The 15,444-nt window shown below is 63.7% G+C and carries 8 protein-coding genes; 4 read left to right on the top strand and 4 right to left on the bottom strand.

Translation table 11 applies throughout. The annotated features are described in order from the left end of the window. The first annotated feature begins 142 nt into the window (after positions 1 to 142). The 4 genes from FJ960_RS23005 (at position 143) to FJ960_RS22990 (ending at position 7,175) form a co-directional block, all read left to right on the top strand. On the top strand, positions 143 to 1,783 hold the full coding sequence (locus FJ960_RS23005) for an acyl-CoA synthetase (RefSeq protein ID WP_140716976.1): 1,641 nt from the start codon (positions 143 to 145) through the stop codon (positions 1,781 to 1,783). A gap of 190 nt (positions 1,784 to 1,973) precedes the next feature. Continuing rightward, the gene (locus FJ960_RS23000) at positions 1,974 to 2,579 is read left to right on the top strand and encodes a TetR family transcriptional regulator (protein WP_140505548.1); all 606 of its coding nucleotides are present in this window, start codon (positions 1,974 to 1,976) and stop codon (positions 2,577 to 2,579) included. Positions 2,580 to 2,633: 54 nt separating this feature from the next. Further along, positions 2,634 to 3,776, top strand: a complete 1,143-nt coding sequence (locus FJ960_RS22995; RefSeq protein WP_027142247.1) for an efflux RND transporter periplasmic adaptor subunit — start codon at positions 2,634 to 2,636, stop codon at positions 3,774 to 3,776. Between the two features lie 258 nt (positions 3,777 to 4,034). Further along, positions 4,035 to 7,175 (top strand): efflux RND transporter permease subunit, encoded by a 3,141-nt coding sequence (locus tag FJ960_RS22990; RefSeq protein WP_140505544.1) that lies wholly within the window; start codon positions 4,035 to 4,037, stop codon positions 7,173 to 7,175. A gap of 80 nt (positions 7,176 to 7,255) precedes the next feature. On the opposite strand, the gene FJ960_RS22985 is transcribed toward FJ960_RS22990, so the two are convergent. The 4 genes from FJ960_RS22985 to FJ960_RS22970 form a co-directional block, all read right to left on the bottom strand. Next, the gene (locus FJ960_RS22985) at positions 7,256 to 8,965 is read right to left on the bottom strand and encodes an APC family permease (RefSeq protein ID WP_140505542.1); all 1,710 of its coding nucleotides are present in this window, start codon (positions 8,963 to 8,965) and stop codon (positions 7,256 to 7,258) included. Positions 8,966 to 9,220: 255 nt separating this feature from the next. Then, positions 9,221 to 11,590 carry an aminomethyltransferase family protein gene (locus tag FJ960_RS22980; RefSeq protein ID WP_140716974.1) on the bottom strand — a complete coding sequence of 790 codons (2,370 nt, stop codon included), beginning with the start codon at positions 11,588 to 11,590 and terminating at the stop codon, positions 9,221 to 9,223. A 142-nt stretch (positions 11,591 to 11,732) separates the two neighbouring features. Further along, the gene (locus FJ960_RS22975; protein WP_140716972.1) at positions 11,733 to 12,359 is read right to left on the bottom strand and encodes a sarcosine oxidase subunit gamma; all 627 of its coding nucleotides are present in this window, start codon (positions 12,357 to 12,359) and stop codon (positions 11,733 to 11,735) included. Continuing rightward, a complete protein-coding gene (locus tag FJ960_RS22970) occupies positions 12,352 to 15,333 on the bottom strand; it encodes a sarcosine oxidase subunit alpha (protein ID WP_140716970.1) in 2,982 nt (993 codons plus the stop codon). Before FJ960_RS22970 ends, FJ960_RS22975 begins: the two co-directional genes overlap by 8 nt. Positions 15,334 to 15,444 lie beyond the last annotated feature (111 nt).

Here is a 15,444-nt window from a genome sequence, read left to right as displayed (position 1 = left end):
AAAGCCTCCAAAGCAACGAAAATGGCCGCCCTCAATCCTCACAACAAGCCTCCCGCAATATTGCGCAACGGGCCCCTTCTGGGGGATAGCGTGACGACGAGCCTAAGGTTAGAAAGCTCGAAAAGACTTTGGGGAGAACGGGATGGCCAGTCCCTACGAACAGGATCTCGACAGGAACGCCGCCAACCACCAGCCGCTGACGCCGCTCACCTATCTGGAGCGCGCTGCAAAGACTTATCCCGACCACATCGCCATCATCCATGGCGGCCAGCGCATCAGCTATCGTGATTTCTGGCGCCGCTCGCTGAAGCTCGCTTCGGCGCTGCACAAGCACGGCATCGGCAAGGGCGATACGGTGACGGTCATGCTGTCGAACACGCCGCCGATGCTGGAGGCGCATTTCGGCGTGCCGATGACCAAAGCGGTGCTGCACTCGCTCAATACGCGCCTCGACGCCGCGGTCATCGCCTTCCAGCTCGATCATGCCGAGACCAAGGTGCTGATCGTCGATCGCGAGTTCTCCGGAGTCGTGCGAGAAGCGCTCGATCTGGCCAAGGTCAAGCCGCTGGTCATCGATTACGACGATCCCGATTACGCCGCTGACGCGCCCTATCCGAAAGGCGAGCGGGTCGGCACGGTGGACTATGAGGCCTTTGTCGCCAATGGCGACGAGGAGTTCGCCTGGTCGATGCCGGACGACGAATGGGACGCGATCTCGCTCAACTACACGTCGGGCACGACAGGCAATCCCAAGGGCGTCGTCTACCATCACCGTGGTGCCGCGCTGATGGCCTACACCAACACCATCCATGCCGGCATGGCCAAGCACGCGGTCTATCTCTGGACGCTGCCGATGTTCCATTGCAATGGCTGGTGTTTTCCCTGGACGCTCGCGGTCCAGGCCGGCACGCATGTCTGCCTGCGCTGGGTGCGGCCGAAGCCGATCTATAACGCCATCGCCGACCACGGCGTCACGCATCTGTGCGGGGCGCCGGTCGTCATGTCGGTGCTGATCAATGCCAGGGAGGAGGACAAGCGTGCATTTGCGCAGACCGTCACCTTCAACACGGCTGCCGCGCCGCCGCCCGAAGCCGTGCTGTCGGGGATGGCCGATGCCGGCTTTGCCGTCACCCATCTCTACGGATTGACCGAAACGTATGGTCCGGCTGTCGTCAACGAATGGCATAATGGCTGGGACGCGCTCGACAAAGGGGCGAGGGCGGGCAAGAAGGCACGGCAGGGCGTGCGCTACGCTGCGCTCGAAGGCCTGACGGTGATGGACCCAGAGACCATGGCCGAGACGCCCGCCGACGGCGAGACCATCGGCGAGGTCATGTTCCGGGGCAACATCGTCATGAAGGGCTATCTGAAGAACCGCAAGGCGACCGACGAGGCTTTCGCCGGCGGCTGGTTCCACTCCGGTGATCTCGGCGTCATGCATCCCGACGGCTATATCCAGCTCAAGGACCGCTCCAAGGACATCATCATCTCCGGTGGCGAGAACATTTCCTCGATCGAGGTCGAGGACGCGCTCTACAAGCATCCCGCCGTCGCCTCCTGCGGCGTCGTGGCGCGCCATGACGACAAATGGGGCGAGGTGCCTGTCGCCTATGTCGAGCTGAAACCGGGCAAGGTGGCGAGCGAGGCAGAGATCATCGAGCACTGCCGGACGCTGCTTGCCCGCTTCAAAGTGCCGAAAGCGGTGATCTTCGCCGAGATACCGAAGACCTCGACCGGCAAGATCCAGAAATTCCGGCTGCGGGAAATGGCCAAGGTCGCCTGAAGCCCTCCGGCGGCCTTTCGAGAGAATTATTTTCAGTGGCCCGCATCCTGAGGGCGCCTTGTGACGTCTATGGGATGTCACCATCTGTCACCAATCGTACGCGTACATCGAATCCGCGTTGACACAGCGCTCTTTTCGATTTACGAGTGATGAAAATCGAAATTCGTCACTCGTTATTTGACAGAGAGCTATGTCCGAAGCCGCCAACATCGTCGCCGACGTCGCCCGACAGGAAAATGTGACGCGCATTCTCGATTGCGCCGAGCGCCTGTTCCGCCACTATGGCTACGGCAAGACCAATGTCGCCGACATTGCCCGCGAACTCGGCATGTCGCCAGCCAACATCTACCGTTTCTTTGCCTCCAAAGTCGAAATCCACCAGGCCGTCTGTGGCCGGATGCTCGGCGCCAGCTACAAGATGGCCTACGAGATCATGCACCTGCCGGCCAGCGCCGAGGAGCGGCTGCGGCGTTACGTGCATGCGCAGTACAAGATGACGATGGAGGTCATGCTCGACGACCAGAAGGTCCACGAGATGGTCATCGTCGCCCTCGAGCGCGACTGGGGCGTCATCGACAAGCATGTCGACAGCATCCACGATCTCTTCGCCGAGGTGATCCGCGAGGGCATCGAGGCCGGCGAGTTCAGGAAACAGGACCCGGTGACCGCGTCGCGCTGTTTCGGTGCCGCCACCGTCATCCTGTGCCATCCGCAGATGGTGGCGCAGTGCCTCGCCAAGACCAATCGGGCGATGCCCGACGAACTCATCGATTACGCAATCAGAGCCTTGAAATAGCCGCCGCCAGCCGGTGCCGGTGTCGACAGTCCGTCTCCAGTCGGGAGTATCAAGATGTTTTTGCCCAGTTCCATCCTTCGCAAGCTGCCAGCTGCCGGCCTGATCGTCGCATCGCTTGGGCTCGCCGGCTGCTCGCAGGAAAAAGCGGAGGTGAAGGACATCATTCGCCCGGTCAAGGTCGTCGAGATCGCCCAGGCCCATGACACCCGCACGCTGTCCTATTCCGGATCGGTGCGCGCCCGCACCGAGAGCACACTGGGTTTCCGGGTCAACGGCAAGATCACCGAGCGTCTCGTCGACATCGGCCAGCGCGTGGCGCCTGGCGATGTGCTGGCCCGCATCGATCCCTCCGACTATGACCTGTCGGTCAAGAGCGCGCAGGCCGCGCTGGATGCCTCCGAACGGCAGGTCGAGACCGTCGAACTCGCCCGCAAGCGCGCCGAGCAGCTTTTCGCCAAGAACTTCGCGCCGAAATCGCAGCTCGAACAGGCAACGCTGACCTATGACCAGGCCGTCGCCACGCGCGACTCTGCCCGTTCGACGCTTGCCCAGGCCAGGAACCAGGTCGGCTATACCGACCTAAAGGCCGACAGGGACGGCATCGTCACGGCGGTCAACGCCGATGTCGGCCAGGTGGTCGGGTCGGGCACGCCGGTGGTCACCGTCGCGGTCGATGGCGAAAAGGAAGTGCTGATCGCGGTTCCGGAAATGGAGATCGCGCAGTTCAAGCCGGGCAAGGACGTCAAGGCGGGCTTCTGGTCCGATGCCGCTCTGGCGCTCGACGGCAAGGTTCGCGAGGTCGCCGGCAGCGCGGATCCGCAGTCGCGCACCTTTGCCGTCCGCGTCAGCCTGCCCAACGACCCGCGCGTGCTGCTCGGCATGACCGCCAATATCGAGGCATCGGCGGCTAATGAAAAGCAGCTCGTGTCCATCCCGCTGAGCGCGCTCGCCGAGAAAGACAGCCAGTCGATCGTCTGGACGGTCGATCGTGGTGCCGACACGGTTCATGCCCGTCCGGTCAAGGTCGCCAAGTTCGCCGCCGATGGCGTGCGTGTCGCGGAGGGATTGAAACCGGGCGATATCGTGGTCGCCGCCGGTACGCAGTTCATGACCGAGGACCTGAAGGTGAAACTCGCCGGCGGCATCACACAGCAGTCCGCCTCGGCCGAGGGCGGGGACGCCAGCCAGCTGCGCTGACGACAGACAGGTCGGCCGCGCGTTCCCGCGGCCGCAGGTTTCCGGGCGGCGTGCCCGAAAGGTCGAGACGTCAAGGCCGATGTACCCCCGCATCGACCCTCGCGTCCCACCGCGATGAGTGTCTCTCCGCTCGAAGAGCGACGCCGCCCGGAAACCAGTATCGAACGCAGATGATTTCGTTTCGCGCGCCGCGCTTCTTCGTAGCACCTTCCTCGAAGCACCAGGGCGCCGGCAACCAAGCAAAGTGGACCACCACCGATGACGACCTCCACTGAAGAAAAGCGGCCCTTCAATCTCTCTCGTTGGGCAATCGGCCATCCTTCGATCGCGCGCTTCCTGTTCGGGCTGATCATCATCGCCGGCGCGCTCGGCCTGATGCGCATGGGCCAGAAGGAAGATCCCGACTTCACCTTCCGCGTCATGGTCGTGCAGGCGATTTGGCCGGGCTCCTCGATCCAGGAGATGGAAGACCAGGTCGTCAACAAGATCGAGCGCAAGCTGCAGGAGACGCCGCATCTCGACTTCGTGCGTTCCTTCACCCGCGCCGGCAGCGCCATCATCACCGTCCAGATCAAGGGTGACGCCAACGCCGCCGAAGTGACCGATGCTTTCTATCAGGTGCGCAAGAAGGTCGGCGACATATCGGGCGACCTGCCGCAGGGTCTGCTCGGCCCCTATTTCAACGACGAATTCGGTGACACCTTCATCACGCTGCATTCGATCAGCGGCGACGGCTTCTCCTATCCCGAGCTGAAGAAGTTCGCCATCCAGGCGCGTGATATGCTGTTGACGACGCCCGGCGTCGAAAAGGCGGTCATCATCGGCGACCAGCCGGAAAAGCTCTACATCGATGTCTCGTCCAAGGCGCTGGCCGAACGCGGCCTGACGCTGACCGACGTGCAGAACGCGATCAAGGGCCAGAACAATGTCGACCCTGCTGGTTCCGTCGACACCGGCGTAAATTCGGTGCGCATTTCGGTCGAAGGCGATGTCGCCAAGGCCGCCGACATCCGTGAACTGCGCCTGCGTGCCGGCGGCCAGGTCACCCGGCTTGGCGACATCGCCACCGTCACTTCGGGGCTGGAAGACCCCTTCCAGCGCAAATACCGCTTCAATGGTCACGACAGCGTGCAGCTTGGCGTCGTCATGGCCAAGGGGTTTAAAGTCACCGACGTCGGCAAGGATGTCGAGGCGACCTACAAGCACTTCGAGGAAGCGCTGCCCTATGGCGTTTCGGTCGACCAGATTTCCGACCAGCCGGGCGTCGTCACGGACGCGGTAGCCGAATTCATGCATGCACTCGGCGAAGCGCTGCTGATCGTGCTCGTCGTCTCGTTCCTGTCGATCGGCTGGCGCTCGGGCCTGGTGATCGCCATCGCCATACCGCTGGTGCTCGCCGCCACCTTCGCCATCATGTACGAGATCGGCATCGACCTGCAGCGCATTTCGCTGGGCGCGCTGATCATCGCGCTCGGCCTGCTCGTCGACGACGCCATGATCGTCGTCGAGATGATGGAACGCAAGCTCGAGGAGGGGCTGGTCAAGATCGAGGCGGCGAGCTTCGCCTATTCCTCGACCGCCTTCCCGATGCTGACCGGCACGCTGATCACCACCGCCGGCTTCATCCCTGTCGGCTTTGCCGCTTCGACGGCTGGCGAATATGTGCGCACCCTGTTCTATGTCGTCGGCATCGCGCTGATCGTGTCGTGGTTCGTGGCGGTCTATTTCACGCCGTGGCTCGGCTATATGATCCTCAAGCAGCGCAAGCATGCCGGCAGCCATCACGACGCCTTCGACACGAGCTTCTATCGTCGGCTGCGTGCCACGGTCGGTTGGGCCGTGCGCCATCGCATCATCGTCCTGGTGATGACGCTGGTGACTTTCGGCACCAGCCTGTGGGCGTTCCAGTTCATCCCGCAGAATTTCTTCCCGCAATCGTCGCGGCCGGAAATCCTCGTCGACCTCTGGCTGCCGGAAGGCACCAGCATCAAGGAGGTCGAGACGCAGGCCAAGGCCCTGGAAGCCAAGATGATGGACGACAAGGACAAGCGTTTCATCGCCACCTACATCGGCGAGGGCGCCCCGCGCTTCTTCCTGCCGCTCGACCAGCAACTGCGCAACCCGAACTTCGCCCAGTTGCTTGTCATGGCCAATGACGAGCCGGCGCGCGAGCGGCTGATCGTCAAGCTGCGCACGGTTCTGGCGCAGGATTTCCCATCGATTCGTGCCAAGGTCGACCGCCTGTTCCTCGGACCGCCAACCGGCTGGCCGGTGCAGATGCGTGTCATGGGTCCGGACCGCCAGGAGGTGCGCCGCATCGCCGACCAGGTGAAGGCGAAGTTCCGGCAGGATCCGCTGCTCGGCGCCGTCCATGATGACTGGCTGGAGCCCGTTCCGGCGATGAAACTGGTCATCGACCAGGATCGCGCCCGTGCGCTCGGCGTCACCTCGCAGCGCATCCGCCAGATGCTGCAGGCCGCGATGTCCGGCGCGCCGCTCGACGATTTCCGCGACGGCGAGGAGACGGTATCCATCGTCGCCCGCGAGCCGGATGCCAGCCGCAGCCTGCTGTCCTCGGTCGACTCGGTCTATATCCCGACCGATTTCGGCGGCTTCGTGCCGCTGTCGCAGGTCGCCAAGGTGGTGCCTGTGCTGGAGCAAGGCATAGAGTGGCGCCGCGACCGCCTGCCGACGATCAGCGTGCGCGCCACACTGCCCGACGGCGTGCAGTCCAACGACGTCGTCACCAAGATGTACAAAGACATGCAGGGCCTGCGCGACGGCCTGGCGCCCGGCTACAAGATCGAGATCCAGGGCGGGGCCGAGGATTCGGCCGAAAGCCAGGCTTCCATCGCCGCCAAGGCGCCGATCATGCTGGCAGTCATCGTCGTGCTCCTGATGATCCAACTGCAGAACTTCGGCAAGGCGATGCTGGTGCTGGCGACCGGCCCGCTCGGTATCATCGGTGCTGCCGCCGCTCTGCTGATCAGCGGTGCGCCGTTCGGCTTCGTCGCCATCCTCGGCGTCATCGCGCTGCTCGGGATTATCATGCGCAACTCGATCATCCTGGTCGACCAGATCGACCAGGACATCGCCAGGGGCATGGACCGTTCCGAAGCGATCATCGGCTCGGCGGTGCGCCGCTTCAGGCCGATTGTGCTGACGGCGATGACGGCTGTGCTGGCACTGATTCCGATCTCGCGCGGCGTGTTCTGGGGCCCGCTCGCCTACGCCATGATGGGCGGCATTCTCGTCGCCACTGTGCTGACCATCCTGGTGCTGCCGGCGGGGTATGCGCTCTTCTTTGGACGGGAGCCCAAGAAAGCCAGGACCGACGAGCAGGCGCCAGCAGAGATCGAAGGCGTCGAACGGCCGCAACTGGCGTTGGCGGCCGAATAAGAAAAACCGGCCGGTCGATTTGCGACTGGCCGGTTTTCCCTTAATGCAACAGTGGCTTGGGCCGTTTGGCGGTCAGACCATCAGATGACGAATACCCAATTGGCGATGAGCATGACCGCCACGCCGGCGACCAGCGTCAGATAGGGCAGCATGCCCGCCTTCCTGACCTTTAGATCGGCCGAGCTCATGCCGAGATCGGCCAGCATGTGGTCGGGGAATTTGCCCTTGTCCTGGATGTAGTGGCGGAAGCAGAACACCGGGATGATCAGCGCGGCGGTGATCAAGCCAGCCCACAGAGCCATCGGGTTCCAAACCTTGGCGCCTGCGCCCATGAAGATGGCGTTGACATAGGCGAAGATCGCCCCAATCCCCAACAGCCAGCTAGGCGCTTTCCATGGCCGTGCGATATGGCCGTTGTCGATGCGGTGGATCCAGCCGGCATTGAGGTTGAGGAAGTTGAAGATGATGTAGCCGCAGTTCGACACGGCGAGGATGAAGAAGAAGCTCGTCGCGTCGGCCGAGGCGATAGCCAGCACGATCAGGTTGAAGCAGAGGTCGGTCCACATGGCCCGCGTCGGCGCACCGTGCTCGTTGACGTGGCTGAGATAACGCGGTAGCCAGCCGTCGACCGAGCCTTGGTAGAGCGTGCGCGAGGAGCCGGCCATCGCCGTCATGATGCACAGCACCAGCGCCAGGATCATCAGCATCACCAGAAGGCTGTGAATGATCTTGCCGCCGCCGACCATGCCGGCGAGTGCATCCGCCACGCCGGAGCCGTCGACGATCGGCGTTGCCAGCATGCCGTTCAGGCCCAGCACCCCCTGAAAAGTGAAGGGCACCAGGATGAACAAAAGCATGCAGAGCAGGCCGGAATAGAAGATGGCCTTGAACGTATCAGTGCCGGGGTTCTTGAACTCCGACGTGTAGCAGACGGCCGTTTCGAAGCCATAGGTCGACCACGCGGCGATGAACATGCCGCCGAGCGCCAATGTCCAGCCGGCGATGTTCCAAGAGCCGGGTTCGGGTGCGTAGGCGGCGGCCAGCGGCACCAGCGGCGAAAAGTTCGACCAGTCGATCTGGCCGGTGAAGATCGGCACCACGCCGACGATCAGCATCGGGATGATGACCAGCAGGCCGATATATTTCTGCACGCTGGCGGTGCCCAGGATGCCGCGATGCTGGATCGAGAAGATGATCAGCATCAGCACCGCGCCAATGAAGAAGGTGGCGTTGAGCGTGAACGAGACCGGTCCGAGCGTATGGCTCCACAGCGTCCAGTTACGGATCGCTGGTGTCGCGGCGGCCGTCACCGCGGTGATGGCGTCGGCGGGAACCGTTCCGGTATGCGCGGCGATGTAGGCGACGACATCGGGCGAAGTTTCGGTGAACAGCGGCACCGGCGCCAGCGCGTTGAGGATATAGGCGGCGGCGATCGAGCAGCCGAGCGACAGCACCGGCGACCAGGCGAACCAGTTGCACCACACCGACAGCGGCGCGATGAACTTGGAATAGCGCAGCCAGGCGGTGGCGCCATAGATCGAGGCGCCGCCGGATTTGTTCGGGAACAGGCCGGCGATCTCGGCATAGGTGAAGGACTGCAGGAAGCCCATGATCATGGACACCGTCCAGATCAGGAAAGCCAGCTTTCCTGTCGTGCCGGCAATGCCGCCAATCGAGAACAGCACCAGCGCCGGAACGCCGCTCGCCACCCAGAAGGCGCCGCGCCAGTCGATATGCCTGAGCAGCTTGCTTTCGGCAGGCTGGTCCAGGACCGTACTTATCGTGCTCATGTCGATGAGTTCCCCTTTTTCGATGTTCCCCGCCAGCGATGCCTCGGCTACGCGAAGCTTACTCCCCGGCAAATGATCGTTCCGGCCGCAGTGTTTCCACTCAGTCGTATTTTTTTCTTAAGAGTGAAGATTGATCCGGCGCGCTTTCACGTCAAGCGATTTGTGAAACCATGCACATCACGCTTGCGCGCGCGGATGAAAAAGCGTCCGGCGGGGTGGCCGGCGGGCGCTTTGAGAGCCCAAAAAGGGCAGTCGTCAGGAACGTGGTTTGGTCTTTTGCGGATCGTAGTGGGCAAAGGCGACGACCCGGGCCGGCAGCCGCTTGGCATGACCATCGAGCTTGCCGATCTCGACCTCCGTGCCGATTGCCGCGTGGGTGACGTCGAGCCGCGCCAGCGCGATGTTTTTGTTCAGCACCGGCGAGCGCATGCCCGACGTGACGACGCCGATCTGGGCGCGGCCGATATGGACGCAGTCGCCATGGCCGACGGCGACATTGCTGTCTATGTCGAGGCCGACCAGCTTCGTCTGAGGATGGTCCTTGCGCCGGATCAGCGCCTCGCGGCCGATGAAATCGTCGGTCTTGGTCTTCAGCGGCACGGTAAAGCCGATGCCCGCCTCGAACGGATCGGTCTGGTCGGAAAACTCGTAACCGGCGAAGATGAGCCCGGCCTCGATGCGCACCATGTCGAGCGCCTGCAGTCCCATCGGCTTCAGCCCATGCGGCTGGCCGGCTTCCCAGATGGCGTCGAACACCTTTTCGGCGTCGCGCGGATGGCACCAGATCTCGTAGCCGAGTTCGCCGGTATAGCCGGTGCGCGAGACGACGATGGGAATGCCATTGCCGCCGCCGATCCTGGCGACCGCGAAGCGGAACCATTCGAGTTCCTCGATCGAGGGCTGCAGCGGGGAGGTCCAGATCACCTGTTTCAGGATGTCGCGGCTCTTTGGCCCTTGTACGGCGATGTTGTGCATCTGGTCGGTGGACGAGCGCACCAACACGTTGAGGCCGAGCTTTGTTGCCGTCTGGCGCAGCCATTCGCCGGAGAGATCGTCGCCGCCGATCCAGCGGAAATTGTCCTTGCCGAGCCTGAGCAGCGTGCCGTCGTCGATCATGCCGCCATGCTCGTAGCACATGGCGGAGTAGACGACTTGGCCGACGCCGAGCTTCTTGACGTCACGCGTCAGCGTGTATTGCAGCAGCGCTTCGGCATCCGGACCGGTGACCTCGAATTTGCGAAGCGGCGACAGGTCCATGATCACCGCATCCTGCCGGCAGGCCCAGTATTCGGCGATAGGCCCTTCTTTGGCGAACGAGTTGGCCAGCCAATAGCCCCTGTACTCGACGAAGTCGCGCGTGTGTTTGGCAAAGCTCGAATGAAAAGCTGTCTCGCGGGTCATTTTGGGTTCCGAATCGGGCGTCATGCGTCTGGCGATCGCTCGCGAGAATCTATGCTGGCCGGAATAGGTCCGCACATGGATGTCGGTCAGGTCCCAGCCATTGGCCGGCGTCGTGTCGTCAGGACATGCGGAGGAGACGCAGACGATGTCGGTGAGCGCCCTGAGCAGAACATAGTCGCCGGCTCGCGACCATGGCTCGTCCGACACCATGACGCCATGAGCGTCGATCGCCGTGTTGAAGAAAAAGTTGATCGCCATCCAGCCGGCGCGGGGATTGACGCCCTTGCCGGTGAGCGCGCGGTTGAAATTCTCCGAGCAGTTGGTGTGGCCGGGATAGCCGATGTCGTCGTAATACTTCGCCGCACAGGCGAGCGCGAAGGCGTCGTGCCGGCCGCACGTGTCCTGCACCACCTCGACCAGCGGCTCCATGTCCTGGTCGTAGTATTTCGAATGCAGGCCGGGCATCGGATAGCTCGCGCCCATCAGCGTGCGCGTCGTCGTGACGTCGAGAGGATGGTCGAGCCCCTTGTCCAGCTTGCGCGCCGAAAAACACTGGAAGTCGGTGCACTGGCGCCCGTCGACATCGATGATCTGCAGATAGTCGCCCGCCTTGACGAAATAGGACTCCGCCGTCGCCGAATGGACGCGCAGATCGAGCACCGGATCGGCCAGTGGATCGGCAAGCCGGGATTCTGTTTTCAGGCGGATTGTGTTGCGCCGCACGATGACGCTGAGCGGCGTCGCCGTGTCATGGCCGTCGACCAGCATCGGCCCGCCGGGCGCGGCAATCAGCATCGCACCATTGCGGGCTATCGCGAATGCCTGCTCGGCACCGGCCGGAGTGGTGCCGCCAAATACGCGCACAGCCTTGGCCTTGTCGAGCTGAACCTGGCGGCGTTCGAGGCCGCGGCGCACAGCCGAAAGACTGTCGTCGTCTTCGGTGAGCAGTGCCTTGATGCCGGCGGCACTACTATTGGATTTGTCACCGAGAATGCCGGAGTCGGTGACGCCCGACTTGTCCCAGGCCAGCAACTCGCAGGCCTGGCCGCCCTCGACATTGCGTACCGTGATCGTATCGCCGGCCTCGACCTCGATCAGCACCGCGCCATTGCCCTGTACGGTATAGCGCTCCATGCCGGCCGGCAGCGCGATCTGGCCCGGCCTCAGGATGAGGCTTGGCCTGGGCGGTCCGGCTGTCACGGCGGGGTAGGGCGACTGGCTCATCTCAGCCTTGCGGTTCGAGAAACAAGTTTGCCTGTGCGTGAAATTATTTTAGCAGCAAGAATAGCAGCGGAGCGGAGTTTGGCAAGGCGGAGGGTGGCGCTTCTTCCTTCTCCCGCAAGGAGAGAAGGACAGGTGCGCCATGCTACGCCAAGTCCTCCGAATGCCCGATCTCGACACCATACTCGGCACCCGAGTCCAGCATAGTATGCCACAAGCTCTCGGCGAACGTCGCGAACACCAGGACGTTGAACACCGCCTGTCCGTCCCGCGCATCATTGCCGCACCACAGCGCGACGCTGGTGTGGTCCATCGAGGTGGCTGCCGCGGTTCCGACCGGGAACGCCGCTGGATATAGATCGATCGACGACAGTTTGGCGAGCAGGGCGCGCGCCTTGTCGCCGGAAATGCGGATCAACACCCGCGCATGCGACTGGTCCGACAGCGAAGCCGAGGCCGCGAAACCTGGAGCCAGCGACCCCATCTGATGTCTGCCGCCTTTCGACAGCACGAAGAACTGATCCGGTCCCGACCAGATGAGCGTGGCTTCGGCTGCTCCAGCCGTCTTCGGTGTTTCCGGAACCGCTACGCCGAAATGCGCGTTAGCGGCGCTCGCCATCTCGGCCGCCTTGCCGCGTCGCGCCATCACCTGGACCAGATCGAAATTGCGAATTTCGGTCAGGGTGATGCCGGCCTCGCCATGCGCGCCATACGGTCCCGAAACCAGCGCGCGATCGAGCGGGCTGCGGGTTTCCCAGGAAAACTCAGCCACGCTGGCGCCCTCCATCCGGATCGTAGAACACGGGGTTGCAAATCTCGACGTCATAGTTTTCGCCGCGCAGCGGATCGTGCGCATGCACGATCTCGCCGATGCGCTCGCGACCGCGTTCGACAAGCCCAAGCCCGATCCATTGGTCTGATATCGGCGAGAAGCAGACCGAGGTGACGTAGCCCTGGTCGTTATCAGGCCCGGCTGTCTGCCCCTTCGGAATGATGTGCGCGCCGGAGCGTAGCCGTCGCGTTTTGTCGGTCGGCTTGATGCCGACGACGACCTGCCGATCCGCAGCAACCAACGCCTCGCGGCCGGCCATCACGCGGCCGATGAAATCTTTCTTGGTCGACATCATCTTGCCGAGGCCGAGATCGGCCGCGGTGGTCGTGCCGCTGAGTTCCGGTCCCGCGACATGGCCTTTTTCGATGCGCATGACGCCGAGCGCCTCGGTGCCGTAAGGCGTCACGCCGAACGGCTGGCCCGCGATCATCAGATTGCGGGCCATCGCCTCGCCGTAGCGCGCCGGCACCGAAATCTCGAACGCCATTTCGCCGGAGAAGGAGATGCGGAACAGCCGCGCCTTGATGCCGCCGCGCAACGCGACTTCGCGTGCGCCCATGAAGGGGAAGCCTTCGTTGGAAAGGTCTTCCGAAGAATCGACGATCTCTTTCAACAGGTCGCGGGTTTTGGGTCCGGCGATCGAAAATTGCGCCCACTGGTCGGAGACCGAAGTCAGCTGGACATCGAATTCAGGGAACAGCACCTGCCGGCAGAATTCGAGATGCTGCATCACCAGTCCGGCCTTGGCCGTGGTGGTGGTCAGGAAATAGTGGTCCTCGGCCAGACGCGACGTGGTGCCGTCATCGTAGACGATGCCGTCCTCGCGCAGCATCAGTCCGTAGCGCGCTTTTCCCACCGCAAGATTGGAGAAGGTATTGATGTAGACGCGGTCGAGGAAGGCGCCGGCGTCGGCGCCATGCACGTCGATCTTGCCAAGCGTCGAGACATCGCAGAAGCCGACGCCGGAGCGCACTGCCTTGACCTCGCGGGTCACCGATTCCAGCCAGTCCTTCTCGCCGGCGCGCGGATACCATTGCGCGCGTTTCCACAGACCGGTGTCGACGAAGATCGCGCCCTGTTCGGCGGCCCAGTGATGCGACGGCGTCAGCCGCGTCGCGTGAAAAGTCTCGTCGCGATGATGGCCGGCGAAGGCGCCTATGGCGACCGGCACATAGGGCGGCCGGTAGATTGTCGTGCCGGTCTCGGGAATGGATTTGCCTGTGACCGCCGCCATGATGGCGAGGCCGGCGACGTTCGAAGTCTTGCCCTGGTCGGTTGCCATGCCGAGCGTGGTGTAGCGCTTCAGGTGCTCGACCGATTCAAAACCTTCGCGCTGCGCCAGCTCGATATCCGATGCGGTGACATCATGCTGCTGGTCGACAAAGGCTTTGCCCTTGCCCGCGACATGCCACAGCGGCGTGAGCGAAAAGGCTTGGTCGTCGGCCACCGGCGTGGAGCCTGTACCATTGCCGTGTCCGGCATCACGTGCCGCCGCCGCGCCCGCCGCAAATCCTTCGCGCAGGCAGGCGCCAAGTCCGAAGGCGCCGTTGGCGGCACCCGCGGCAACCATGCCGGGCGGCGCGCCGTCGGGCACGAAGGCGGCGATGTCGTCGCGCCATTTCGGTCGCCCGCGATGATAGGAGGTGAGCCCGACCGCCGGGTTCCAGCCGCCGGAAACGGCAAGCCCATCGGCTTCTACTTCGGCACGCGCGCCGCCGGTGAGTGCGACGGAAATCTTGCGCACGCCATTCTTGCCGCCGTCGATGCCGCTGACGGTGCCATGCAGGACGGGAAAGCCGCTCTTGCTGGCAAGCGAGCGCTGCTCGGGCGCGATTTCCGCGCGCGCGTCGATCACGGCAGCGACCTGCAGCCCGGCGCCGAGTGCCGTCTCGACCGTGCGCCAGCCATCCTCATTGTTGGTGAACAGGGCGATGCGCTTGGCCGGCGCCGCGGCGTAACGTGCGATATAGCTGCGCATGGCGGACGCCATCATCACGCCCGGCGTGTCGTTGCCGGCAAAGACGATTGGCCGTTCGAGCGCGCCCGCCGCGACGACGCAGCGCTTGGCCACGATCCGCCATAGCCGCTGGCGCACCTGGTGCTCCGGCGGCGAGGGCAGGTGGTCGTTGACGCGCTCGATCGCGCCGTAGGTGCCGCCATCATAGACGCCGAACAGCGTCGTGCGCGTCATGATGCGGACATCGGGCATGGCGGCAAGCTCACTGAGCGTGCGCGCAATCCATTCGGCGGCAGGCAATCCGTCGATCATGCCGCCATCGGCAAGCAGCCGGCCGCCGAGGACAAAATCCTCTTCGCACAGGATGACGCGGGCGCCGCTGCGGCCTGCTGCGAGGGCGGCCGCGAGGCCAGTCGGGCCAGAGCCGGCGATCAGCACGTCGCAATGCGCCCAGGCCTTGTCGTAATGGTCTGGATCGGCGATGCCCGCGGCGCGGCCAAGACCGGCGGCACGGCGGATCGCCGGCTCATAGATCGCTTCCCAGAACTTCGCCGGCCACATGAAGGTCTTGTAGTAAAAACCGGCGACGAAGATCGGCGCGAACAGCTGGTTGACCGACATCACGTCGAAGTCGAGCGACGGCCAGCGGTTCTGGCTGGCGGCGTCGAGCCCTTCATAGAGCTCCGCCGTCGTCGCCTTGGTGTTCGGCTCGCGCCGTGCACCGCCGCGCAATTCGACCAGCGCGTTGGGCTCTTCCGAGCCAGCGGTCAGAATGCCGCGCGGGCGGTGATACTTGAACGAGCGGCCAACCAGCTTGACGCCGTTGGCAACCAATGCCGAGGCAAGCGTGTCGCCTTTGAAACCGGAGAAGCTCTTGCCGTCGAAACTGAAGTTGAGCGGCGCCGAGCGGTCGACAAGACCGCCGTCGGCGAGGCGATTGGGTTGAAAGGAAGTCACGATGCACGCCTCACAATCGGAAGGTCGGCGCCGCGCCTCATCGCCCTGTCGGGCACTTCGCCCCGTATAGTGACGGGGCGAAGGCGGCTGGCCGCGATGCTGGCTCTCTTC

It is taken from the genome of Mesorhizobium sp. B2-3-11, from assembly GCF_006442215.1.
GTDB lineage: Bacteria > Pseudomonadota > Alphaproteobacteria > Rhizobiales > Rhizobiaceae > Mesorhizobium > Mesorhizobium salmacidum.
This window is presented reverse-complemented; position numbering and strand designations above follow the sequence as displayed.